We start from the raw sequence: 23,021 nt of genomic DNA on the forward strand, positions 1-23,021 counted from the left end.
TATTTTTACAGAGGGGGAACCATGAGTTCCAACGACAGCAAAGTGGCACAACCGACGACGAACCTTCCCGCTCAGCAGCCGACACATCGTCGTGGCATATATCTGTTGCCCAATCTGCTGACGACGGCGGCGTTGTTCGCCGGTTTTTACTCCATCGTTTCGGCCATCAATGGCGACTTTGTTCGCGCCGCCATCGCCATTTTTGCCGCCCAGATTCTGGATGGCATGGATGGCCGGGTCGCACGTATGACGCACACTCAAAGCGAATTCGGTGCGCAGTACGACAGCATGTCCGACAACATGGCCTTCGGTGTTGCGCCGGCGATTCTGATCTTCCAATGGTCACTGCACAGCCTGAACAATTTAGGATGGGTGGCCGCCTTTATTTTTGTGGCCGGTGCGTCCTTGCGGTTGGCCCGGTTCAATACCCAGATCAACTCCGTCGATAAAAAATTCTTCGTCGGCTTGGCGAGTCCGGCCGGTGCGGCCATTTTGTGGGGCTCGGTCTGGGCGTTGTCCAAGTCGGGTGTGGCGGGGGAATCCGTTGCCTGGATCATGGTGCTGGTGGTGCCGTTGGTGGGCGCGCTAATGGTCAGTCCAGTGCGCTACTATTCATTCAAGGATTTGAGCGATCGCGGTCGGGTTCCGTTTGTCGTGCTGTTGCTGGCGGTGGCCATCATCGCTGTTATCGCCCTGGACCCGCCGCGGGTTCTGCTGGGTATGGCGGTGCTGTATGCCTTGTCTGGCCCGGTGTTTGAAGGTTGGCGCCGGATGCGGCAATACCGCAATGTTCGTAAGTCGGGAACTTCCTGACCCTGAACCCGTCTCAGGTCCGTTACGTACCCAACGAACGGGCCTGTCGGCCCGAATGATCCGTTTACGGAGGGCCTTATGATCATCCAACACCGCCCCGATTTGACAGAAAACGACGTCACTCCCAAGTCGGCGTATCTGAATCGCCGACAATTGATGCTGGCCGCCGGTGGCGTGGCATTGTCAGGCATCGCGCCGGCCGCTTTGGCGACACCACCGGCTGCGCCGCCCTGGCTGAGTACCAAAGTCAGCAACACCGCTTATCGGTCCATTACCACAGATGAAGGCGTGACTGACCTGCGTGACGCCACCAGTTACAACAACTTCTATGAATTCGGTACCGGCAAGAGCGACCCATCCAGTCACGCCGCTGATTTCAATCCGTACCCCTGGGAGATCGAAGTCGGTGGATTGTGTGACAACCCCGGCACGCTCGATCTGGAATCGGTGCTCAATGGCAAGCGCACCGAAGAGCGCATCTATCGGTTGCGCTGCGTCGAAGCCTGGTCGATGGTCATTCCCTGGATCGGCATTGAGTTGGCAACCCTGCTCAAACCGTTCCAACCAACGGCCAATGCCCGTTACGTCGCCTTTGAGACCGTACTGCGTCCGAACGAATTGCGCGGTCAGCGCTCGCTGTTTTCCTTTATCGATTACCCCTATGTAGAAGGTTTGCGGTTGGACGAAGCCATGCATCCACTGGCGTTTTTGGCGGTGGGCATGTACGGCGAGCCGTTGCCGAATCAAAGTGGCGCGCCGATTCGTTTGCTGATGCCGTGGAAATACGGCTTTAAAAGCATCAAATCGATTTCCAAGATCACCTTTGTTGAGCAAATGCCGCCGACCACCTGGAACCTGGCGAACGCCAACGAATACGGCTTTTACGCCAATGTGAATCCGCAAGTGGATCATCCGCGTTGGAGCCAGGCGACGGAGCGTCGGATTGGTCCGAATGGCGACATTCGTCGCATCAACACACGCCTGTTCAATGGCTACGACGAAGTTGCCTCGCTGTATCAGGGCATGGATTTACGGAAGCAGTTCTGATGCGACTTTCCTGGATAACCAAGCAAGGCCCACTCTGGTGGGCCATTTTTCTGCTCGCACTGGCGCCAGCACTGTATTACTGGTCGCTGTTCCTGTTGGACCCGCGCAGCCTGGGTGTGGATTCGCTGGAAGTCGTACTTGAGCAGATGGGCAAGTGGGCGCTGTGGTTGTTGTTGATCACGCTGCTGTGTTCACCCTTGGCACGTCACACGCCAATCAAGGCGGTTCGGTATCGCCGGATGCTGGGATTGTTTTGCTTCTTCTATGCCAGCACGCATTTAGCCACTTATTTGATTGGTTGGATTGAGCTGGATTGGATGGTCTTTATTGAAGACCTTGGCAAGCGACCCTTTATTTATTTGGGCATGTTGGCGTGGGTAGGGTTGCTGTTGTTGGCGGTGACGTCACCGAAAGCCATGGTTCGTCGATTGAAGAAAAATTGGAAGCGGCTGCATCGTCTGGTTTATGGCGTGATTGTCTTGGCGCTGATTCATTTTTGGCTGCAATCGCGGGTGTCATCGTTCGAAGCCTGGCTGTACACCTTGATGGCGGTTCTGCTGTTGGGTGAGCGTTTGGTCGTCAAACTCAAAGCGCGTCGTCTCAGCAAGCGTCCGCGTCAATGGTCGCAGACAGCCGCCTGAACGGCGGTTGTCATCTTTCTTTCAACATTCCTTGATAGCCCCGTTGACAGTGGTCTGAAAAAGACTATTATACGCGTCCCTCGCCGCTGAGCGCGGTCAGGGACCGAAGTTTTCCGGCCTTTCTTCTCTTCGTTCGGTACTGTCTAAGTGCCTGTTTTGAAAAGAAAAAATCTCCGATTCTCCGGTTGACAGCGAGGCGCTGATCAGTAGAATGCGCGCCACGTTGAAAGGTGGTCACCCACAGCTGTGACACCTTGTGATCTTTAACATCGTCAGAAGTAATTCGTGTGGGCGCTTGTGGGTCGACCAATAAGCCTTTCGGGATTCGTTCCGGAGGGGTAACTCGATCGACAAGTGACCTGTCAGAAATTCTGAGAGGCGTTTATTCAGGCTTTGGCTTCGGTTGAAGTGTGAATGAGCTTGCGAACGAGTCATGAGTAAAGGCGGGGAGTCTTCGGGTTCTCTGCCAGACTTTAAACTGAAGAGTTTGATCATGGCTCAGATTGAACGCTGGCGGCAGGCCTAACACATGCAAGTCGAGCGGTAACAGGACTAGCTTGCTAGTTGCTGACGAGCGGCGGACGGGTGAGTAACGCGTAGGAATCTGCCCGGTAGTTGGGGATAGCCCGGAGAAATCCGGATTAATACCGAATAATCTCTGAGGAGGAAAGGGGGCTTCGGCTCTCGCTACTGGATGAGCCTGCGTGAGATTAGCTAGTTGGTGGGGTAAAGGCTCACCAAGGCGACGATCTCTAGCTGGTCTGAGAGGATGATCAGCCACACTGGGACTGAGACACGGCCCAGACTCCTACGGGAGGCAGCAGTGGGGAATATTGGACAATGGGGGCAACCCTGATCCAGCCATGCCGCGTGTGTGAAGAAGGCTTTCGGGTTGTAAAGCACTTTCAGACAGGAGGAAGGGTTGATGGTTAATACCCATCGACATTGACGTTACTGTCAGAAGAAGCACCGGCTAACTCCGTGCCAGCAGCCGCGGTAATACGGAGGGTGCGAGCGTTAATCGGAATAACTGGGCGTAAAGCGCGCGTAGGCGGCAAGTTAAGTTGGGTGTGAAAGCCCCGGGCTCAACCTGGGAACTGCATTCAAAACTGGCTCGCTTGAGTACGGCAGAGGAGTGTGGAATTTCCGGTGTAGCGGTGAAATGCGTAGAGATCGGAAGGAACACCAGTGGCGAAGGCGACACTCTGGGCTGATACTGACGCTGAGGTGCGAAAGCGTGGGGAGCAAACAGGATTAGATACCCTGGTAGTCCACGCCGTAAACGATGTCGACTAGCCGTTGGGACCTTTAAGGACTTGGTGGCGAAGTTAACGCGATAAGTCGACCGCCTGGGGAGTACGGCCGCAAGGTTAAAACTCAAATGAATTGACGGGGGCCCGCACAAGCGGTGGAGCATGTGGTTTAATTCGAAGCAACGCGAAGAACCTTACCTACTCTTGAAATCCAGAGAACTTAGCAGAGATGCTTTGGTGCCTTCGGGAACTCTGAGACAGGTGCTGCATGGCTGTCGTCAGCTCGTGTTGTGAAATGTTGGGTTAAGTCCCGTAACGAGCGCAACCCTTATCCTTATTTGCCAGCGGTTCGGCCGGGGACTATAAGGAGACTGCCGGTGACAAACCGGAGGAAGGCGGGGACGACGTCAAGTCATCATGGCCCTTACGAGTAGGGCTACACACGTGCTACAATGGCCGGTACAGACGGTTGCGAAGCCGCGAGGTGGAGCTAATCTGAGAAAGCCGGTCGTAGTCCGGATTGGAGTCTGCAACTCGACTCCATGAAGTCGGAATCGCTAGTAATCGTGAATCAGAATGTCACGGTGAATACGTTCCCGGGCCTTGTACACACCGCCCGTCACACCATGGGAGTTGATTGCACCAGAAGTGGGTAGCTTAACATTGGGCGCTCACCACGGTGTGGTTGATGACTGGGGTGAAGTCGTAACAAGGTAACCCTAGGGGAACCTGGGGTTGGATCACCTCCTTAAACCAAGACCTGCAAGTGTCCACAACGAATTACTTCTTAGAGGCTGAATCGAGCGATCGATTTGGCCTTTAGGCGTTCTTTAACAATCTGATTGAAGTTTTCTCAAAGAAAGAAAGTCTGATTGAACCAAGCGTAGCAATATCTTTGTCGTTCAAGACGTCGCTCATATAACGAGAGCGAGCAGAACAGAGCGAGGATTTTGTTTTCAGATCGAGGCGACTCGGAGCGCAGCCGCGCAGTGTGCTGAAAAGCACATGAGCAGCGAGCACCGAATCAACGAAGAGCTGGAAACAAAAGACCGGTCTGTGACACTCCTTCGGGTTATATGGCCAAGCGACTAAGCGTACAGGGTGGATGCCTTGGCAACTGGAGGCGATGAAAGACGTGGTAGCCTGCGAAAAGCTTCGGGGAGGTGGCAAACGACCTGTGATCCGGAGATGTCTGAATGGGGAAACCCACCCGCTTTTAGCGGGTATCTTGCACTGAATCCATAGGTGTAAGAGGCGAACCGGGGGAACTGAAACATCTAAGTACCCCGAGGAAGAGAAATCAACCGAGATTCCCTGAGTAGCGGCGAGCGAAAGGGGAGCAGCCCTTAAGCACCGGGCCGGCTAGTGGAAGGTTCTGGAAAGGACCGCCATAGTGGGTGATAGCCCCGTACACGAAAGCCCAACGGTGTGAAAACGAGTAGGTCGGGACACGTGATATCTTGACTGAAGACGGGGGGACCATCCTCCAAGGCTAAATACTCCCAGTTGACCGATAGTGAACCAGTACCGTGAGGGAAAGGCGAAAAGAACCCCGGAGAGGGGAGTGAAATAGACCCTGAAACCCTGTACGTACAAGCAGTCAGAGCCCCTTCGGGGGTGATGGCGTACCTTTTGTATAATGGGTCAGCGACTTACATTACGTGGCGAGGTTAACCGTATAGGGGAGCCGTAGCGAGAGCGAGTCTTAACTGGGCGTCCAGTCGCGTGATGTAGACCCGAAACCCGGCGATCTATCCATGGGCAGGTTGAAGGTTGAGTAACATCAACTGGAGGACCGAACCCACTAATGTTGAAAAATTAGGGGATGACCTGTGGATCGGAGTGAAAGGCTAATCAAGCCGGGAGATAGCTGGTTCTCCTCGAAAGCTATTTAGGTAGCGCCTCGGACGAATACCTACGGGGGTAGAGCACTGTTTGGGCTCGGGGGTCATCCCGACTTACCAACCCCATGCAAACTCCGAATACCGTAGAGTACTATCCGGGAGACACACGGCGGGTGCTAACGTCCGTCGTGGAAAGGGAAACAACCCAGACCGTCAGCTAAGGTCCCAAAATCCATGTTAAGTGGGAAACGATGTGGGAAGGCTTAGACAGCTAGGAGGTTGGCTTAGAAGCAGCCACCCTTTAAAGAAAGCGTAATAGCTCACTAGTCGAGTCGGCCTGCGCGGAAGATATAACGGGGCTCAAACATGGTACCGAAGCTACGGACTTGCCTTTGGCAAGTGGTAGAGGAGCGTTCTGTAAGCCGTTGAAGGTGGATTGAGAAGTCTGCTGGAGGTATCAGAAGTGCGAATGCTGACATGAGTAACGACAATGCGAGTGAAAAACTCGCACGCCGAAAGACCAAGGGTTCCTGTCCAACGTTAATCGGGGCAGGGTGAGTCGGCCCCTAAGGCGAGGCTGAAAAGCGTAGTCGATGGGAGACGGGTTAATATTCCCGTACTTGGGTGTACTGCGATGGGGGGACGGAGAAGGCTAGGTGAGCCAGGCGTTGGTTGTCCTGGTTTAAGTGTGTAGGGAGTGGGATTAGGCAAATCCGGTTCCACAATCCTGAGACACGATGACGGTGGTTCTACGGAGCCCGAAGTCACTGATGCCCCGCTTCCAGGAAAAGCCTCTAAGCTTCAGGTACACCCGAACCGTACCCGAAACCGACACAGGTGGTCAGGTAGAGAATACCAAGGCGCTTGAGAGAACTCGGGTGAAGGAACTAGGCAAAATGGTGCCGTAACTTCGGGAGAAGGCACGCTGGTGTGTACGTGAAGGTCCTGCGACTGGAGCGGAAGCCAGCCGAAGATACCAGGCCCCTGCGACTGTTTATTAAAAACACAGCACTCTGCAAACACGAAAGTGGACGTATAGGGTGTGACGCCTGCCCGGTGCCGGAAGGTTAATTGATGGGGTTAGCTTAGGCGAAGCTCTTGATCGAAGCCCCGGTAAACGGCGGCCGTAACTATAACGGTCCTAAGGTAGCGAAATTCCTTGTCGGGTAAGTTCCGACCTGCACGAATGGCGTAACGATGGGGGCGCTGTCTCCACCCGAGACTCAGTGAAATTGAAATCGCTGTTAAGATGCAGTGTATCCGCGGCTAGACGGAAAGACCCCGTGAACCTTTACTACAGCTTCACACTGGACTTTGAGCTTGTTTGTGTAGGATAGCTGGGAGGCTTAGAAGCGTGGACGCCAGTCCATGTGGAGCCGACCTTGAAATACCAGCCTGGCAAGTTTGAGGTTCTAACTCAGCCCTGTGATCCAGGGCGAGGACCGTGTGTGGTGGGTAGTTTGACTGGGGCGGTCTCCTCCCAAAGAGTAACGGAGGAGCACGAAGGTACCCTAAGCATGGTCGGAAATCATGCGGTTAGTGTAATGGCACAAGGGTGCTTGACTGCGAGACGGACAGGTCGAGCAGGTGCGAAAGCAGGTCATAGTGATCCGGTGGTTCTGTATGGAAGGGCCATCGCTCAACGGATAAAAGGTACTCCGGGGATAACAGGCTGATACCGCCCAAGAGTTCACATCGACGGCGGTGTTTGGCACCTCGATGTCGGCTCATCACATCCTGGGGCTGAAGCCGGTCCCAAGGGTATGGCTGTTCGCCATTTAAAGTGGTACGCGAGCTGGGTTTAGAACGTCGTGAGACAGTTCGGTCCCTATCTGCCGTGGACGTTGGAAAACTGAGAAGAGCTGCTCCTAGTACGAGAGGACCGGAGTGGACGAACCCCTGGTGTACGGGTTGTGATGCCAATCGCATTGCCCGGTAGCTACGTTCGGACGGGATAACCGCTGAAAGCATCTAAGCGGGAAGCCCCCTTCAAGATGAGTTTTCCCTGAGACTTCGAGTCTCCTAAAGGGCCCAGGAAGACGACCTGGTTGATAGGCTGGATGTGTAAGCGCTGTGAGGCGTTGAGCTGACCAGTACTAATGGCCCGTGCGGCTTGGCCATATAACGCCCAAGGGGTGTTGGCGGCTTGGACGAACAAAGAAGCAAAGATAGAGTTACGAGCAACACTTGGAACGATCGGACAGATAGAGATAGCTAGCTAGAAAGAACAAGCTAGCGAGAGACAAACGAGAAAACGTGTCAATCAGAGCGAATTGGGTGCGTTGTTACGAGGACAAGGCGAAGGCAAAGAAAGTGAATGCCGACGTTAGAGAGCCACATACGACAGCCACCAACCAGTTTGCTTGACGACCATAGAGCTGTGGAACCACCTGACTCCTTGCCGAACTCAGTCGTGAAACGCAGCCTCGCCGATGGTAGTGTGGGGTCTCCCCATGTGAGAGTAGGTCATCGTCAAGCTTTTAATACCGCCCCGGACCAGCGATGGTTCGGGGCTTTTTATTGGGCCGGAGATCGGGGGGCGACGATGGGTGCAAAAAAACCAGGACATCTCTGACCTGGCCTTAGTCAATATTGGGAACAATCCTGAGGGATATGGTTTTAAAAAGTGCGGTAGATCAAATCCCAAACACCATGACCTAAACGCTGCCCGCGTTGCTCAAATTTAGTCTCTGGTCGATGTTCGGGGCGGCCAGGTAAGTAGCTGCGTGGGCCTGCTGTGTTTTTAAATCCAGGTGCGGCTTCCATCACTTCCAGCATGTGTTCTGCGTAGTTTTGCCAGTCGGTAGCCATGTGAAAAGTGCCGCCTTTAACCAGCTTGGTGTGCAAGAGTTGCGCAAACTCAGGCTGAACGATGCGACGTTTGTGATGACGTTTTTTATGCCAAGGGTCTGGGAAAAATAATTGAACGCAATCTAAGCTGTGATCGGGAATGCAGTCGTTCAGAATCTCAACCGCATCTTCACGAAATACCCTTAAGTTTGTGAGCTGACCATCCAAGATGTGATGCAATAAACGACCTACGCCTGGGGTATGAACTTCGACGCCAACGTAGTTCATTTCAGGGTTAGAGCGAGCCATTTCGGCTAACGAATCGCCATTACCAAAACCAATCTCAAACACTGTCGCGGCCTTGCGACCAAATACTTGAGCCAGATCCAGTAAACCATCTTTGTGTTCGAGTCCGAACTCAGGCCAACCTTTGTCCAGCGCAAGTTTCTGACCTTCTGTCATACGACCCGTGCGCATGACAAAACTGCGAATCTTGCGTTGAATAGGGGTTCTTTCCTCGGTCATTCATTGTCCTTGTGATTAGGAATTTGGGCGCCAACGCCACAATTGAACAGTTAACCAACACCAGCCTGCGATTTGTGCCAACCCGCCCAGTGGCGTGACGGCTCCTAACAACGGCTGTTGCAACAAAACCAGCGCATAAAGACTACCGCTAAAAATCAGGCTGCCAATTCCAAGGCAAAAAGCCGGCCCCATTAAGCGAAGTTGCGACGTTTGCAGTTGAATGGCACCAACGGCCAATAATGCCAGTGCGTGAATCAACTGATAACGAACGGCAGTCTGCCAGGTGTCCAAACGGTCTGGAGTTGCCCAGGATTCCAGCGCATGGCTACCGAAAGCGCCGAAAGCCACTCCGATTCCAGCTAATAAAGCACCCCCGATCAGGATAGGGCGGGCATTTGATTTCATGGTTGTTCCGCTAGGCTGGGTTTAAACGTAAAAAAGCCGCTGATAAACAGCGGCTTTTGGCGTGCCTTAAGTGATCGATAATTAGAAATCGATGCTCATGACCTTTTTAACTTTCTTCATGGCGTTCTTTTCGAGCTGGCGAATTCGCTCGGCAGATACACCATAAACATCGGCTAACTCATGTAAAGTGGCTTTGTTTTCATTCAGCCAACGACGTTGGATGATGTCTTTGGAGCGATCATCCAACTCGGCCAGCGCTGCAAACAATTGCTCATTGGCATCGGTTTCGTAGTTTTCCTGCTCAACCAATACCGCAGGGTCGGCGCCAGCTGCTTCCAGATAATGCACTGGAGACAAAGCCGGGCCTTCATCGTCGTCTTCGGTCGGTGCGTCAAAAGTCGCGTCGTGAGCAGTCAGGCGACCTTCCATCTCGTAGACGGTCTTCAGGTTGACACCCAGAGTGTCAGCGATGGCCTTAGCCTCGGCTTCATTCAACCAGCCCAGGCGCTTTTTGGACGAACGCAGATTGAAGAACAATTTGCGCTGCGCCTTAGTGGTGGCCACTTTGACGATGCGCCAGTTGCGCAGAATGAATTCGTGGATTTCGGCTTTGATCCAATGTACTGCAAAGGATACCAAGCGGACGCCGACTTCAGGGTTGAAACGGCGAACGGCTTTCATCAGGCCAACATTGCCTTCCTGGATCAGGTCACCTTGGTTCAGACCATAACCGGAGTAACTCTTGGCAATGTGAACGACAAAACGCAGATGCGACAAGACCAACCGACGGGCCGCGTCGATGTCTTCTTGGTAGTAAAGCCGCTCTGCCAGTTCTTTCTCTTCCTCTGCGGTCAGCAGATCGAAAGCGTTGACTGACTGGATGTAAGACTCGAGATTTTGGCCTGGAGCCAGAGAATCCAAAGCCAGAGCCGGAACACTGCTATTCAGTTTCACCTTATCTCCTCCCCATCACGCTTTATGTAACGGTGGATGCGGTTTCATTCGTTACGAATATTACCAGAAAACCGCTTTACACCCCTAGTATCGCCGGTAAAGGTCCTGCAAAACCAAGGTGCGTATTGGATGGTAACGATAGCTAAATTTGATGACCTAACCAGTGCAATAAGTCACCTACGGAATGGAGCCAATTTTAGATCAATCTAACGCGGTTCGGCGTCGCGCAAATGGCGCCACAGGGCAATGTGAGTGCCGATCCAACTGACGATCATGGCGCAGAGCAGCAGGAATAATGTTTCTCCCAGGTTCAGCCAGGTGACATGGGCGTCCAGACCGTAGGTTTCCAGAAATGCGCTGAGCGGTGTGTGAAGCCACCAGGCAATGCCGCTGACTAATACCCAGGCGGCCAGCCCGCCCAGCAAGCCATACCATAGACCCAGATAAAGAAACGGGCGCTTGATGAAGGCTTCTGTGGCACCCAGCAGTTTGACGATCCGAATTTCTTCCTTGCGGGATTCGATCGCCAGCCGAATGGTGTTGCCCACAACCAACAAGACCGCCACGCCCAACAAGATGGCCAGGCCGGTAACGCCTGTTGCGATCAACTCTAAAAAGCGATTCAAGCGGTCGATCCACGCGAGGTCGAGTTGGATATCTTCGACTTGAGGCAGGCCGTCAATCACCAAGCGTAGCGCTTCCAATTCGGCAGAACTCTGGCCGTTCGGAACCAACACAATGCTGGCCGGCAGCGGGTTGCTTTCCAGCTGTAGTCGATCTGTGTCCAGCGTTAGTGATTGGCTGAAGCTCTGCCAGGCGTCATCGGCATTGATGTAGCGAGTGCTGATCACTTCCGGCCGTTGCGCTAACTCATCCGTCAGCGTCTGGCCTTCTTGCAGGGTCGTTTCATCCGTCAGGTACAGGGTAATCTGACCCCCGGCCTGCCACCGTTCAGTCTGGTTTTCCAACGACGCCAGCGCCAGATAAAACAGCGTTGGCAAGGTTAAGGAAATGGCGATCACCAACCAGGTCAGGGCGCTGGACACCGGGTTGCGGACCAGTCGCATCAAGGCAGAAACAGCACAATCCCGGTGATGTCGAAACCAGGCGACCGATGCGCCCTGGGCGGGTTCGTCGCGACGCCGATTCACGGCTTGTTGGCGTTGCGCAGTCATGAACGCTTTCCACTAAAAGGCGTGGTCAGTAGGCGGCCGTCCTGCAACGACACCACGCGATAATTTAGCCGCGCGATCAGCCCCAAATCGTGACTGGCGATCAAGACTGTTGTACCGACTCGATTGAATTCGGCAAACAACGCCATGATGTCGCGCGACAACGCCGGGTCCAAATTTCCGGTCGGTTCGTCGGCCAACAGCAACGCCGGTTTGCGTACCACCGCTCGGGCGATGCCGACGCGCTGCTGTTCACCGCCGGACAGTTGGATCGGTCGATAATGTTCGCGATCCAGCAGCCCGACTTTATCCAGCGCGGCACGGACGCGTCGGGTCACATCGCGCGGGTGTTCACCGGCGATTACCAACGGCAAGGCGACGTTGTCGAATACCGTCTGATCCATCAGCAGTTGATGGTCTTGGTGAACAATGCCCAACTCACGGCGGAAATAAGGCACGCGATTTTTACCCAGTCGATTAAGCAACTGGCCGTTGACACGCAAATTACCGGACGAAGGTTTTTCGATGCGCATGATCAGTTTCAGCAAGGTGCTTTTGCCGGCGCCGCTGTGGCCGGTCAAAAACACCATTTCGCCACGCTCAATGTGCAAATCAACGCTGGCCAGGGCTTCGTGGCCACCGTCGTAGCGTTTGCTGACTTGATCAAAATGGATCATGCGTCGTCCTGGCTCAGCAGCGCGTCGACAAAGGTGGCAGCGTCGAACGGCTGCAAATCGTCAACTTGTTCACCGACACCAATAAAGCGCACCGGTATGCCTAACTTGCGGGCCAGGGCGAAAATCACGCCGCCGCGAGCGGTGCCGTCCAGCTTGGTCAATGCCAGGCCGGTCAGGTTGACGGCATCGGTGAAACTTTGCGCCTGGCTGATGGCGTTCTGGCCGGTACCCGCGTCCAGCACCAGCAAAACTTCGTGCGGTGCGCTGTCGTCCAGTTTCTTCATGACGCGAACGACCTTGGCCAGTTCCTGCATCAAATTGTCTTTGTTGTGCAGCCGGCCCGCCGTGTCGGCGATCACAACATCGATGTCGCGCGCTTGTGCGGCCTGAACCGCATCGAAAATGACCGAAGCGCTGTCGGCACCGGTGTGTTGCGCAATCACCGGGATGTTGTTGCGCTCGCCCCAAACTTGTAGTTGTTCGACGGCAGCGGCGCGAAAGGTGTCGCCCGCAGCGAGCATCACCGAATGGCCTTCAGCTTCCAGACGCTTGCTCAATTTGCCAATGGTGGTGGTTTTGCCGACGCCGTTTACGCCGACCACCAAAATCACATAAGGCGCTTTGCTGCGGTCGATCTGAAGCGGTGCTTCGACGCTGTGCAGTTGCGCAATCAGGGTGTCGCGCAATGCGCTGAACAGAGCGTCGCTGTCTTTGAGTTCGCGCTTGCCGAGCTGTTCGGTGAGCTCGTTCAGAATCGCGCCGGTTGCTTCGATGCCAACGTCGGCCGTCAGTAACAGGGTTTCCAGCTCTTCGAGCAATTCATCGTCAATTCGCTGCTTACCGGTGAAAGCGGCCGCTAAACCGGCAGTCAGACTGCCGCGTGTACGACCCAGTCCCTGGCGTACTCGGCTAAACCAGGAGCGGTCGTTGCCGGCCGATTCGGAATGAGGGGTAGAGCGCTTTTTGCCAAAGCCCAGCATGGAAGATCAAACCTTGTTTTGGATGAAAGGCCGGAGTTGGCCCAGAGCCGGCCTATGCTAGCAAAAGCCGGAAGCCAGCCAAAGCGAAGCGTTGAGCGTGGCATCCCGGATCGGGCTTCGGTACATTGTGGCCTTCTTTTTGATAGGACCGAGCATGTTCCACTTCAGTCGCCGAACGCTCTGGATCATCGTTTACGTCACCATTCCTCTGATTTATGTGCTGAACCAACTTGGCGGTGAGCCTGAATCCGAATCGGCCGATGCCGAGGATCAACTCTGGTCACTGGACGAACTGAGTTTTGAGCGGGACGGCAACCGTTGGCTGGTCGATTTACCGCAAGCCAACCAGCTTTGGTTGACCGTAGTGCAAAATGAAGCGCCAGCGGAACCGCTCGATAGCTCCAGCGGCGTGAGGGTGTCACTGCAAGGTGGCCGGACTTTGGTCAGTGTTGTGAATCCTGCGCGCCTGGAATTGCTCGAAACCAGTGTGGATTTTTTAGTCGAGTGGCTGCCCGACGGTGACGATCGGCAACTGATCCTCTCCGGGCCGTTAAACGATGAGTGGGTTGCCGCTTTAGAGCCGTTGAATGGGCGGCTGCAAGGGCAGGCCAGTGTTGAGGAAATTCAGCCGGCCGCAGCGGTCGCCCGGTTAATCGCCCCGCCCATGGGCAGCGATGAGCAACTGGCGTTTCTGATCTGGATCGATGTGCTCGAACAACGGCTCAGTGGCTACCAACCTGAGGTGCGTTGGGACCATCGCGCCGAACGCAGCCAGGTATTGTTCAGCCAGACGTTGGCACCCAATCTGTTTGACGAACCCGTCAGTGATGCGGAACTGGCGCCGGTTCTGGCCGCTTACCAGGCGGCGGCTGAGCAACGTCAGCGCCGCGCCGATCAGATTCACCGTTATCTGGTGACCACGGCGGTTTACGATTTACCGCTCGATTTCCTGCTACAGCAACCGGAACGACTGGCGCGGATCGATCTGGCCGCTGTCAATCAGCAACGTCAACGCACTCAGGAAGCTCGTTAGATGGCTCGCAGAAATCGTCCTAATCCCGGTCGCGGTGCCGGTCTGGTCCGACTGATAGGTGGGCAGCATCGTGGCCGTCGTCTGTCGATTGCCAATCTCGAAGGCTTGCGACCGACCGGCGATCGTCAGCGCGAAACGTTGTTCAACTGGCTGCAGTTTGATATCGCCGGCAGTCGGGTGGCGGACCTGTACGCCGGCACCGGCGCGTTGGGATTGGAAGCGGCGTCGCGTGGTGCCGAGCAAGTCTGGTTGATCGAGCGGCACCCACAGGCGGTCGGCGCATTGCGGAACGCCGTCACCTTGTTGCAGGCACCGGCCAATGTTGAGTCGGCAGACGCCTTGGATTGGTTGCAGCGCACCGAGGCAGGCCCGTTCGACGGCGTGTTTATCGATCCGCCGTTTGCCGACGATCTCTGGGTGCCCACGGTGGAAGCGCTGTTGGCGCGGCCGTTGTTGAAGCCTGGCGCCTGGGTGTATCTGGAAACGCCGACATCCTGGGTACCGGCTGTGCCCGCGTCGTTGCAGTTGAGCAAGGAAAAAACCAGTGGCGCGGTGGTGCAGCGGTTGTATCGATTTGAATCTAATTGACCCTTGGTCAGTTGATTGTTAGCGTCGGCGCTTCTGTCTCCATGAGTCAGTCCGATGCCCGACATAAATGCTCTCTTTGATGCCCAACGCCGCGCCTTTGCGCAACAACCCTTTCCCAGTCTGGCCGAACGCAAACGCCGTTTGCGCCAACTCAAGCGTCTGATTCTCGATAACGAAACCGCCATCGCCGACGCCTTGAATGCCGACTTTGGCAGCCGGGCGTTTTACGAGACGCGTTTTATCGAAGTGCTGCCGTCGGTTGCCAACATCAATCACAACCTGAGCGCATTGCGGCGTTGGATGAAACCCAAACGTCGCCTGTTGCATTGGCTCTATCAGCCGGCGAGCGGCGCGATTTGGGCGCAGCCGCTGGGTGTTGTCGGCATCATGGTGCCGTGGAATTACAGCTTGCTGTTGGCGACCGGGCCGTTGGTGTCGGCATTGGCCGCGGGCAATCGTTGCATGATCAAGTTGTCGGAATTGACACCGCAATTCGGAGCCGTTTTCGCGCAACTGGTAGCGGACTATTTTTCGCCGGATGAGGTCACGGTGATCAACGGCGAGGTCGAGGTCGCGCAAGCGTTTTCCGCGCTACCGTTTGACCATCTGGTGTTCACCGGCTCCACCGCAGTCGGCCGACACATCATGAGCGCGGCAGCAGCGAACCTGACGCCGGTGACGTTGGAACTTGGCGGTAAAAGCCCGGCGTTTATTGATCGCAGCATTCCCGTAGCCGAAGCGGCGCGCCGACTGGTGTTTGCCAAGTGCACCAACGCCGGCCAAACCTGTGTCGCGCCAGATTACGTCTTGTGTCCGACCGACCACATTGATGACTTCGTTGCCGCTTATCTGGCGGAAGTCCGGCGCCAATACGGCGCGCAACCGACCGCCAGCGCGGATTATTCCGCCATCATCAACGCGCGTCAGCACCAGCGCCTGACCGGTTATTTGAAACAGGCGCAACAGGCCGGCGCGCAGTTGCACTGGCCGGATACCGCACCGGATCTGGATGATACCGACGCCAAATTGCCACCCGTCGTCCTGACCAGTGTCGACCCCGACAGCCCGGTGATGCAGGACGAAATTTTCGGCCCGTTGCTACCGGTGTTGCCGTGCGACAGCGCTGAAGCGGCCATCGACTTTATCAACCAGCGGCCAAGGCCGTTGTCGCTCTATGTGTTTGGTTACGACCGCGCCTTGAAAACGCACTTTCAGCAGCGCACACACAGCGGTTCGCTGGTGTTTAACGACGCCTTGATTCAGGTCGCCCAAGACAACCTGCCGTTCGGCGGCGTTGGTGCCAGCGGCATGGGGCACTATCACGACCGCGAGGGCTTTGAGCGTCTGTCTAAGATGAAACCGATTTTGAGCAAGGGCCGAATCTCGACGCTCAAGCTGGCGTATCCGCCCTACAACCGTTGGATTCATCGACTGATTCAGTGGCTGTTACTGCGCTGAGCGCGCATTTGTGCGGTCTGGGCGGCTGGGTTACCATTCGCCCGCTTTCGCAACCCCGGAGCCGTGAATGACCCGCACCGTCGTCTACCCAGGCACTTTCGATCCCATCACCCTGGGCCATATGGATCTGGTTGAACGCGCCCTGCGTCAGTTCGACAAAGTCATTCTTGCGGTTGCCGCCAGCCCCAAGAAAAAACCTCTGTTCAGTCTGGATCAGCGTGTCGCTTTGGCGCGTGAGGTGACCAAGGACATGGGCAATGTCCAGGTCGAGGGGTTTCGTAATTTGCTGGTTGATTTTGCCCGCGAACAAAACGCCTTCACCATCTTGCGCGGCTTGCGGGTGGTCAGCGATTTCGAATACGAATTTCAGCTCGCCAATATGTACAGGGCGCTGGCGCCGGACATCGAAAGTCTGTTCATGACGCCGTCCGAACAGTTCTCCTTTATTTCCTCAACCTTTGTGCGCGAGATCGCGCTGTTGCGCGGCGATGTCACCAAGATGGTGCACCCAACCGTGCAACAGGCGTTGAAGGAAATTTATCATCAGCAAGAAGACTGATCAGTTACACAGTTGAGTACCAGGTTCAATCTGGCGCTTTGGCGTGGCCAGCATGGCTACGTGAGCACCTGGATAAACGAGGTAACTATGAGTATGACCGAACAATACTCCATCGGTTGGGGCATTGATTGGGAGTCGGTTTGGTCCGTCTCCATCCAGTAACACCACGTCCGCCAGATGATCACCTTGCTTGATTTCTTCACCAAGCTTCCGATGGTAAACCACCAGGCCGTTTCCAGGTGAAGTTAAGACCTTAACTTGATCTACGTTCAGTGTTATCGATTGGTGTTCGTTGCTTTGACGTGAAGCTTTGCTGTTTGAAATGAATCCTTGGCACTCGAGAAAACTGAGAATACCTTCTGCATCGCGCTGAGCCAGTGCCTCATTAACATCTTGTTGGCCACGAAGTTCCACTGTCGCTGCAAAACAAGGGCGATCGAAAGGTTTCTGTGTGGCATTAGCTAATCGTACCCAGGGCTGAGTGTGAGTTCCGTCAAACGCAACGGTACCTCGTACGTCTTCTTCTAGACGCACTGGAAACCCCAAGCAGTCAGCTAATTGCGTACCGATTTCACGTTGGTGATCACCGTAGAATACATGTGGTAGTGCATCAAAGTCGCAATGCAAATCGAGCATCACCGTAGCGTCGAGCGACTGGCTGAGCAGCGCTTGGTGCAGTGCGGCAATTTCGGTATCGGCCGGTTTTTCAGCGGCCAGTTGGTGCAATTCGGCGCGGACGGTACGGTCGTTAGCAGCGGCGTTATCGCCCAGTTTTTCGACCACGCGATCGATCAATTCATCGCTGTCGATGGCCATGCCGCGATTGAAATTCTGGCCGGTCACAGCGTCAAAACGGCCCGGAAATTTACCGAACAGGCGTTGGTTCAAACCGACCGGGTTGGCATAAGGCACCACGACAATGCGTTGCAGTATGTCGCCGCTGGCTTCCAGCCGTTGCAAGCGTTCCAGCAGAATTTGCAGCGTTAACAAACCGGGCCATTCGTCGGCGTGCAATCCCGCCTGCAAATAGGCTTTGTGTTCGCCCTCGCCAAATTCATGCACGGTCAAAAAACGCTGATGTCCGGGTGCGGGCGCCGGCAGCGGCAAGCGGTTGGTACGCATGGAATACTCCTGAAAAAGCCCGGGCTGGTGGCAACCCTGCGGCAGATAATCCGGGGCGCAGTGTACACCCAAGTCAGCAGCGCTTCGACGGCGACGTTGTGCCGCGTGGCGGCCTTGATATGCTGGACGCGTCTGATCATTTGATCGCCAACCGGTGCTCACCATGCGCGTAGAAGACGAACTCAAACTGGGCTTCAAAGACGTCATGATCCGCCCCAAACGCTCGACGCTGAAAAGCCGTTCGCAGGTGTCGCTGGAGCGGCACTATCGGTTCCGCAACAGCGATAAGGAATGGCGCGGTGTGCCGATTATCGCTGCCAATATGGACACCGTGGGCACCTTCGCCGCGGCCCAGACGCTGGCGCAGTTTCAGTTGCTGACCGCCGTGCACAAACACTATCAACTCGACGATTGGCAACGCTTTCTGGCTGGCGCCAGCGATGCCGATTGCGCTGGACTGATGGTCAGCACCGGCACGTCGGATCGTGATTTCGAACGATTGGGTGCCATCCTCGCGCTCGACGCCCGGCTGAATTTTATCTGTGTAGATGTCGCCAACGGTTATTCCGAACATTTCGTCGAATTCGTCAGCCGGGTACGCGATGCCTTTCCGGCGCACATCATCGTGGCCGGCAATGTGGTTACTGGCGAGATGACCGAGGAATTACTGCTGGCCGGTGCCGACATCATCAAAGTCGGTATCGGGCCGGGTTCGGTATGCACCACGCGCATCAAAACCGGCGTCGGTTATCCGCAAATCAGCGCGGTGATTGAGTGCGCCGACGCCGCTCACGGCCTGAACGGCCACGTTATTTCCGACGGCGGCTGCACCTGCCCGGGCGATGTCTCCAAAGCGTTCGGCGCCGGCGCCGACTTCGTTATGCTCGGCGGAATGTTGGCCGGTCACGACGAAAGCGGCGGTGAGCCGATTGAAGAAAACGGCCGCCAATACCGGCAGTTCTACGGCATGAGTTCCGATACGGCGATGCAGAAATACCAGGGCGGCGTCGCCAACTATCGCGCCAGCGAAGGCAAGACGGTGCGGGTGCCGTATCGCGGTCCGCTGGCGGCGACGGTGCAGGACATCCTCGGCGGTGTGCGTTCTACGTGCACTTACGTCGGCGCGGCCGAACTGCGCGAGCTGAGCAAACGCACGACCTTCATTCGTGTTCAGGAACAGGAAAATCGTTTCTTCACCGACTGAGGCGCATCACAACGAGCAATAGCAGCCGCGCGCCAGCAGTGGCAGTTGCAGACTCCGGTTGCCATCGGGTTTCAGATAGCCTTCGAGCAAGCTGGAGCCGGACGTGCATTCCAGGCCGGTGTTGATCGGGCCGGCGTACAGCAACTCGCCGTTGGCGTTCTGGATGGCGGCAAAGGGCGTGGCTGGCACCAGGGACTGGAACGCTGGCGGCAAATCGGCCAACTGGCGGTACACGAACTGGGCCGTGTCGCCGTAGCGTTGTGCCAGATCGTTCAGGTGATCGAGCGAGAAACGGTTGCAGCGGCAGCCCTCCGAGCGCACCACCCAGACAGTGACCGCCGCGTCTGCGCTCACTGGCGACAGTTGATCGGACACCTCCGACGCGTAGACATCCAAGCTCGGGTAGCTCTGCAAAATGCGGCCGTCGCGGTCGAAATCCTGAATCCAGCGAAACTGAAACCACCAGAAACCGAAGCCGATCAGCGCCAGCCAGACAACGGCCAGCGCAATCGCCAGATTGTGCCGATCAAACACGGAAGCGGGCCAGTTCACTGTCCAGTGAGCGGAAGGCGTTGAGCAAATCGTTCAGGCGGGCGTCGCTTTCACTGACCGCCTCGTGCGAGCGCTGCGTAATGGTCGACAACTCTTCCAAGGTGCCAGCCAGTTGATCGGACGCTTTGGATTGATGCGCTGTAGCGTCTTTGATGCGTTCGTTCTGGCGGGCGGTTTCGGCCATGCCGTTGTTCAGGGCTTCGGACAAACTCAGCGCCTTGTCGGCTTCCGTGGCATTGGCTTCAACCTGTTCAACCACGCCGGTGATCACTGTCACCGCCTGCTCTGAACTGGTCGACAACCGCGTCAGGATGTCGTTGATTTCCACCGTTGAGGTTTGCGTGCGGCCAGCTAACGCGCGCACCTCGTCGGCCACGACCGCAAAACCCCGGCCCTGTTCGCCCGCGCGGGCCGCTTCGATGGCCGCGTTCAACGCCAGCAAATTGGTCTGTTCGGCGATTTTTTCGATGACGGTCAAGGTCTCGGTGATGCTGGAACAGTCGGAGGCCAGCTGGCTTACCACCGTCTGAGCGGTGCCCAGTCGCTTCACCAGATCGTCGGCGCTGGCTTTGGTGGTCGATACGCTGTGGCGCATGCTGTCGCTGGTGCGGTGGCTTTCTTCGGTGGCACTGGCGACCTGCTCGGCGGAATCGGCCACGTCCTGAGACAGTTGCGACAATTCCGACGTTTGCTCCGCCGCATTCTGGAAACCGCTGTCCTGATCGTTGGCTTGGCGAACCAAGTCGTCAAAGCGGGTGCGCATGCCTTCCAGCGTGTGGATCAGCGAGCGGCTGTTTTGGCTGACGTTGGTGGTCAGTTGGTGCACCTGTTCCAGAATGCCATTGAACTGAGCGAGTAAGGGGTTATTGCGAAAGGCGGCGCGGACGGTCAGATCAACCTGGCCTGGCGTTGCGCTCATCGCCTGGCTGACGCGGGCAATCTCAGTCGCGGTACCCAATACCGGCCGAACCACGCGAGTCAGCAACAGCAAAATGCCGGTTTCCGCCACCACGTAAAGAGCGTGAACCAGAATAAAGCTGAAAGCGTTGAGGTCGCTGGCTGCCAGATAGGCCGTGTCGTAAACAAATACCGGCGCGCCCTGGGCCTGCAAAATGGCGAAAGTCAGGTGATGCACCGCTGCCGTGCCGGCCGCCGCCAGTAAGGTCCACATATCCTGATAAGCGAATAACACCGCCAGCAACACAAAGAAGCCAAAGTGCAGCTCAATCAGCCCTTGCCCCTGGTGGACGTGCAGTGCCGTCATCGCCATAAAGCCGATACCAAAGGCGAGTCGCACTATCAGTCGGCCCGGCACCAGCCAGTTCAGCACGATGGGGCCGGCGGCAATCGGCAAGCCGAGAAAAATCGCCTCGGCCCAGGTTTGATGAACCGGTGCCAAACCCAGCGATACCACCAATAAACCGACCATAATCAGTGTCATCAGTTGGCCGATCACTCGGTCGTAATCGGTGATGATTCGATAAACCAAAGAGTTGGATTGACTCATGTGAGACCTCGATACAACGTCACATCGGAAGACGGGCGGGAATTATTCAAACATCCTAATATTGGGCAAATCTTGATCACTGTTTGATTGATTAGGATCAGTTTTGTCGCTAAATGCCAGTAACCTGCTTTTTCGACACCTTCAGTTTAGCAGGCGCACATCTGTCCGCATGATTGATTTTTGAACATCATGTCCACCTCGTTGAACGAGGCAGCGCTCGGTTACTGAGAGTGTTCATTTCAGTAGACGAAGTGGTGATCTTGAGGCGGTGAAGAAAGGCGGGCGAGAGGTGAAACAGCGTCAGCGCTGGGCAGGGTCGAGCTTAAGCTGCCAGCGCAACAGCGGCTCGTTCTGGTCGTTGAGAAATTGACCGTGTTGAGTGAAACCCAGCCGATTGAGTACCGCCTGGCTGGGTTGATTGTCGGCTGCGGTCACCGCCAGGACGGCGGTGAGGTCGGCACTGGCTGCGCGTTGGCACAGCCAGTGAATCAGTGCGGTTGCCAGGCCGCGGCGTCGATAGGCCGGCAGCACCCGGTAACCGATTTCCACCCGGCCTTGCTGCGGCGGCCCTTTGAATCCGCCGGTGGCAACCCAGCGGTAATCCATCCAGATGCCGGCCGGGCGGTACCACTGGGCCTCGCGAGGCGTGGCCGCCAGCTTATCAATCAGCGTTTCGAGCAGGGCGGTGCGACCAAAGAGTTCCTGGCACAGGTCCGGTCGTGCCAGCAAATCCTTCAACGTGGTGTCGGACAGCCAGTCGATCACCAGCGGCGGTTGCGTCATGCGTCCGTGGGGCCGTTGTCGAGCAGATCGCGCGAACGCAGATCCGACAGGCGTTTCATCAGATGTTCCAACTCGGCGTGTTTTTCCCGCCGTTCGTTGACGCGATCTTCAAGAAAATCGATCACCTGACGTTGCAGTTTGACCTTACTCAGCCGGTTGATGTTGGTAATGCCGCCGGGGTTGCACACGTTCACTTCCAGCAGTTTTTCACCAATCAGATCCAGCCCGACAAAGTCCAGGCCATCGGCCACCAGTTTCGGCCCGATTTTGCGGCACACATTGCGCTGGCCTTCGGTCAGTTTCCAGGGGTGAGCGCTGCCGCCGGCCTGAATGTTGGCGCGCACGTCGCCTTCGGCCGGCTTGCGGTGATAAGCGCCGATGGCCTTGCCGTTGAGCATCAGCACGCGCACATCGCCTTCTTCGGCGCCTTCGATGTATTCCTGCAAAATGACGTAATTATTGCGTTCGCGATCGATGTAGAAATCGAGCAGGGAATTGATGCTCGACTGCGCCGATTTTTCCAACACGATAACGCCGTGGCCGCCGCTGCCATCGAGCGGTTTGAGAATCATCCGATCCTGCTTGCTTTCTTTGATCACACGCTTGAGATAGTCCTTGTTTTTGGACACGTGCGTTTCCGGCAAAAAATCGTTCGACGGATCGTGGAAGGTGGTGTTGTACAGCTTGTTGCTGGCCTTGCGCAGACCGTCAACGTCGTTGATCACCAGCGTTTCGTTTTTCACCGCATCGAGGAAGCTGAGCAGCGTCGGGTCGATGGGCGGGTCTTTGCGCACCATGATGCAATCGAAGGCGTGCAGCGGCAGCATTTTCTCGTCGAACTGAACGCGCTTGTACAGCGACGACACGCTTTCCGGCACTTTCTGCATCGGTTGAATGATGCGCGAAAAGCCATGCACAACGTTGTTGCGCACGGTCAGATTCTGGGGATACAGCAGGGCAACCTTGTGCTCGCGCATCAGGCATTCCTGGATCATGACCAGCGTTGAACTCTTGCCTGGCTCGATGTCTTCCCAGGCGTTGATCAAAAAGGCGATGTACATGTCTGGCCCTAAGTAGGTGAAGGAGTGCAGCCTAAACCGCGATGCGGGTGACA

The 23,021-nt window shown here is 55.9% G+C and carries 19 protein-coding genes and 3 rRNA genes; 11 read left to right on the plus strand and 11 right to left on the minus strand.

All coding sequences use genetic code 11. The features are described from left to right. Nucleotides 1-21 precede the first annotated feature (21 nt). The 6 genes from pssA (at nucleotide 22) to rrf (ending at nucleotide 8,076) form a co-directional block, all read left to right on the plus strand. A complete protein-coding gene (gene pssA / locus DW349_RS04215; RefSeq protein WP_108126286.1) occupies nucleotides 22-813 on the plus strand; it encodes a CDP-diacylglycerol--serine O-phosphatidyltransferase in 792 nt (263 codons plus the stop codon). A gap of 78 nt (nucleotides 814-891) precedes the next feature. Beyond that, nucleotides 892-1,860 (plus strand): protein-methionine-sulfoxide reductase catalytic subunit MsrP, encoded by a 969-nt coding sequence (gene msrP / locus DW349_RS04220; RefSeq protein ID WP_108126287.1) that lies wholly within the window; start codon nucleotides 892-894, stop codon nucleotides 1,858-1,860. Then, nucleotides 1,860-2,501 (plus strand): protein-methionine-sulfoxide reductase heme-binding subunit MsrQ, encoded by a 642-nt coding sequence (locus DW349_RS04225; protein ID WP_108126288.1) that lies wholly within the window; start codon nucleotides 1,860-1,862, stop codon nucleotides 2,499-2,501. The genes msrP and DW349_RS04225 overlap by 1 nt, the downstream gene beginning before the upstream one ends. A 475-nt stretch (nucleotides 2,502-2,976) precedes the next feature. Continuing rightward, nucleotides 2,977-4,505, plus strand: a 16S ribosomal RNA gene (locus DW349_RS04230). 327 nt (nucleotides 4,506-4,832) lie between these two features. After that, a 23S ribosomal RNA gene (locus DW349_RS04235) occupies nucleotides 4,833-7,719 on the plus strand. Between the two features lie 241 nt (nucleotides 7,720-7,960). Continuing rightward, a 5S ribosomal RNA gene (rrf, locus tag DW349_RS04240) occupies nucleotides 7,961-8,076 on the plus strand. The 16S, 23S and 5S rRNA genes sit together here, the layout of an rRNA operon. Nucleotides 8,077-8,217: 141 nt before the next feature. Here rrf and trmB read toward each other — a convergent pair. The 6 genes from trmB to ftsY form a co-directional block, all read right to left on the minus strand. After that, the gene (gene trmB, locus DW349_RS04245) at nucleotides 8,218-8,913 is read right to left on the minus strand and encodes a tRNA (guanosine(46)-N7)-methyltransferase TrmB (RefSeq protein ID WP_108126099.1); all 696 of its coding nucleotides are present in this window, start codon (nucleotides 8,911-8,913) and stop codon (nucleotides 8,218-8,220) included. Between the two features lie 15 nt (nucleotides 8,914-8,928). Beyond that, nucleotides 8,929-9,318 (minus strand): DUF423 domain-containing protein, encoded by a 390-nt coding sequence (locus DW349_RS04250; protein ID WP_108126098.1) that lies wholly within the window; start codon nucleotides 9,316-9,318, stop codon nucleotides 8,929-8,931. An 81-nt stretch (nucleotides 9,319-9,399) separates the two neighbouring features. Continuing rightward, nucleotides 9,400-10,272 (minus strand): RNA polymerase sigma factor RpoH, encoded by an 873-nt coding sequence (gene rpoH, locus DW349_RS04255; RefSeq protein WP_108126097.1) that lies wholly within the window; start codon nucleotides 10,270-10,272, stop codon nucleotides 9,400-9,402. Between the two features lie 206 nt (nucleotides 10,273-10,478). Beyond that, nucleotides 10,479-11,447 carry a permease-like cell division protein FtsX gene (ftsX, locus tag DW349_RS04260; protein ID WP_108126096.1) on the minus strand — a complete coding sequence of 323 codons (969 nt, stop codon included), beginning with the start codon at nucleotides 11,445-11,447 and terminating at the stop codon, nucleotides 10,479-10,481. Further along, nucleotides 11,444-12,121 (minus strand): cell division ATP-binding protein FtsE, encoded by a 678-nt coding sequence (gene ftsE, locus DW349_RS04265; RefSeq protein WP_108126095.1) that lies wholly within the window; start codon nucleotides 12,119-12,121, stop codon nucleotides 11,444-11,446. Before ftsE ends, ftsX begins: the two co-directional genes overlap by 4 nt. Next, nucleotides 12,118-13,101, minus strand: coding sequence for a signal recognition particle-docking protein FtsY (ftsY, locus tag DW349_RS04270; RefSeq protein ID WP_108126094.1), 984 nt, complete (start codon nucleotides 13,099-13,101; stop codon nucleotides 12,118-12,120). The genes ftsE and ftsY overlap by 4 nt, the downstream gene beginning before the upstream one ends. A 154-nt stretch (nucleotides 13,102-13,255) precedes the next feature. Between ftsY and DW349_RS04275 the strand changes: the two genes are divergently transcribed. The 4 genes from DW349_RS04275 to coaD all read left to right on the plus strand — a co-directional run bounded on the left by DW349_RS04275 (nucleotide 13,256) and on the right by coaD (nucleotide 16,739). Beyond that, on the plus strand, nucleotides 13,256-14,134 hold the full coding sequence (locus DW349_RS04275) for a hypothetical protein (protein WP_108126093.1): 879 nt from the start codon (nucleotides 13,256-13,258) through the stop codon (nucleotides 14,132-14,134). Continuing rightward, on the plus strand, nucleotides 14,135-14,722 hold the full coding sequence (gene rsmD / locus DW349_RS04280) for a 16S rRNA (guanine(966)-N(2))-methyltransferase RsmD (protein WP_108126092.1): 588 nt from the start codon (nucleotides 14,135-14,137) through the stop codon (nucleotides 14,720-14,722). A 54-nt stretch (nucleotides 14,723-14,776) separates the two neighbouring features. Beyond that, nucleotides 14,777-16,180: a coniferyl aldehyde dehydrogenase gene (locus tag DW349_RS04285; RefSeq protein WP_108126091.1), complete on the plus strand. Its 1,404-nt coding sequence runs from the start codon at nucleotides 14,777-14,779 to the stop codon at nucleotides 16,178-16,180. A gap of 67 nt (nucleotides 16,181-16,247) precedes the next feature. Further along, nucleotides 16,248-16,739 carry a pantetheine-phosphate adenylyltransferase gene (coaD, locus tag DW349_RS04290; RefSeq protein WP_108126090.1) on the plus strand — a complete coding sequence of 164 codons (492 nt, stop codon included), beginning with the start codon at nucleotides 16,248-16,250 and terminating at the stop codon, nucleotides 16,737-16,739. Here the strand turns inward: coaD and DW349_RS04295 are convergent, their stop codons facing one another. Further along, nucleotides 16,740-18,068 (minus strand): succinylglutamate desuccinylase/aspartoacylase family protein, encoded by a 1,329-nt coding sequence (locus tag DW349_RS04295; protein ID WP_108126089.1) that lies wholly within the window; start codon nucleotides 18,066-18,068, stop codon nucleotides 16,740-16,742. Here DW349_RS04295 and DW349_RS04300 point away from each other — a divergent pair. After that, the gene (locus tag DW349_RS04300) at nucleotides 18,025-19,065 is read left to right on the plus strand and encodes a GMP reductase (RefSeq protein WP_108126088.1); all 1,041 of its coding nucleotides are present in this window, start codon (nucleotides 18,025-18,027) and stop codon (nucleotides 19,063-19,065) included. The genes DW349_RS04295 and DW349_RS04300 overlap by 44 nt on opposite strands. A gap of 6 nt (nucleotides 19,066-19,071) precedes the next feature. Here the strand turns inward: DW349_RS04300 and DW349_RS04305 are convergent, their stop codons facing one another. The 4 genes from DW349_RS04305 to gshB all read right to left on the minus strand — a co-directional run bounded on the left by DW349_RS04305 (nucleotide 19,072) and on the right by gshB (nucleotide 22,968). Then, complete coding sequence (locus DW349_RS04305; RefSeq protein WP_108126087.1) at nucleotides 19,072-19,599, minus strand: DUF6436 domain-containing protein; 528 nt, start codon at nucleotides 19,597-19,599, stop codon at nucleotides 19,072-19,074. Continuing rightward, on the minus strand, nucleotides 19,592-21,124 hold the full coding sequence (locus DW349_RS04310) for a methyl-accepting chemotaxis protein (protein WP_108126086.1): 1,533 nt from the start codon (nucleotides 21,122-21,124) through the stop codon (nucleotides 19,592-19,594). The genes DW349_RS04305 and DW349_RS04310 overlap by 8 nt, the downstream gene beginning before the upstream one ends. Before the next feature lie 300 nt (nucleotides 21,125-21,424). Further along, nucleotides 21,425-21,907: a GNAT family N-acetyltransferase gene (locus DW349_RS04315; RefSeq protein ID WP_108126085.1), complete on the minus strand. Its 483-nt coding sequence runs from the start codon at nucleotides 21,905-21,907 to the stop codon at nucleotides 21,425-21,427. Beyond that, a complete protein-coding gene (gshB, locus tag DW349_RS04320; protein WP_108126084.1) occupies nucleotides 21,904-22,968 on the minus strand; it encodes a glutathione synthase in 1,065 nt (354 codons plus the stop codon). Before gshB ends, DW349_RS04315 begins: the two co-directional genes overlap by 4 nt. Nucleotides 22,969-23,021 lie beyond the last annotated feature (53 nt).

Origin of the sequence: Saccharospirillum mangrovi (assembly GCF_003367315.1) — a bacterium.
Taxonomy (GTDB): domain Bacteria; phylum Pseudomonadota; class Gammaproteobacteria; order Pseudomonadales; family Natronospirillaceae; genus Saccharospirillum; species Saccharospirillum mangrovi.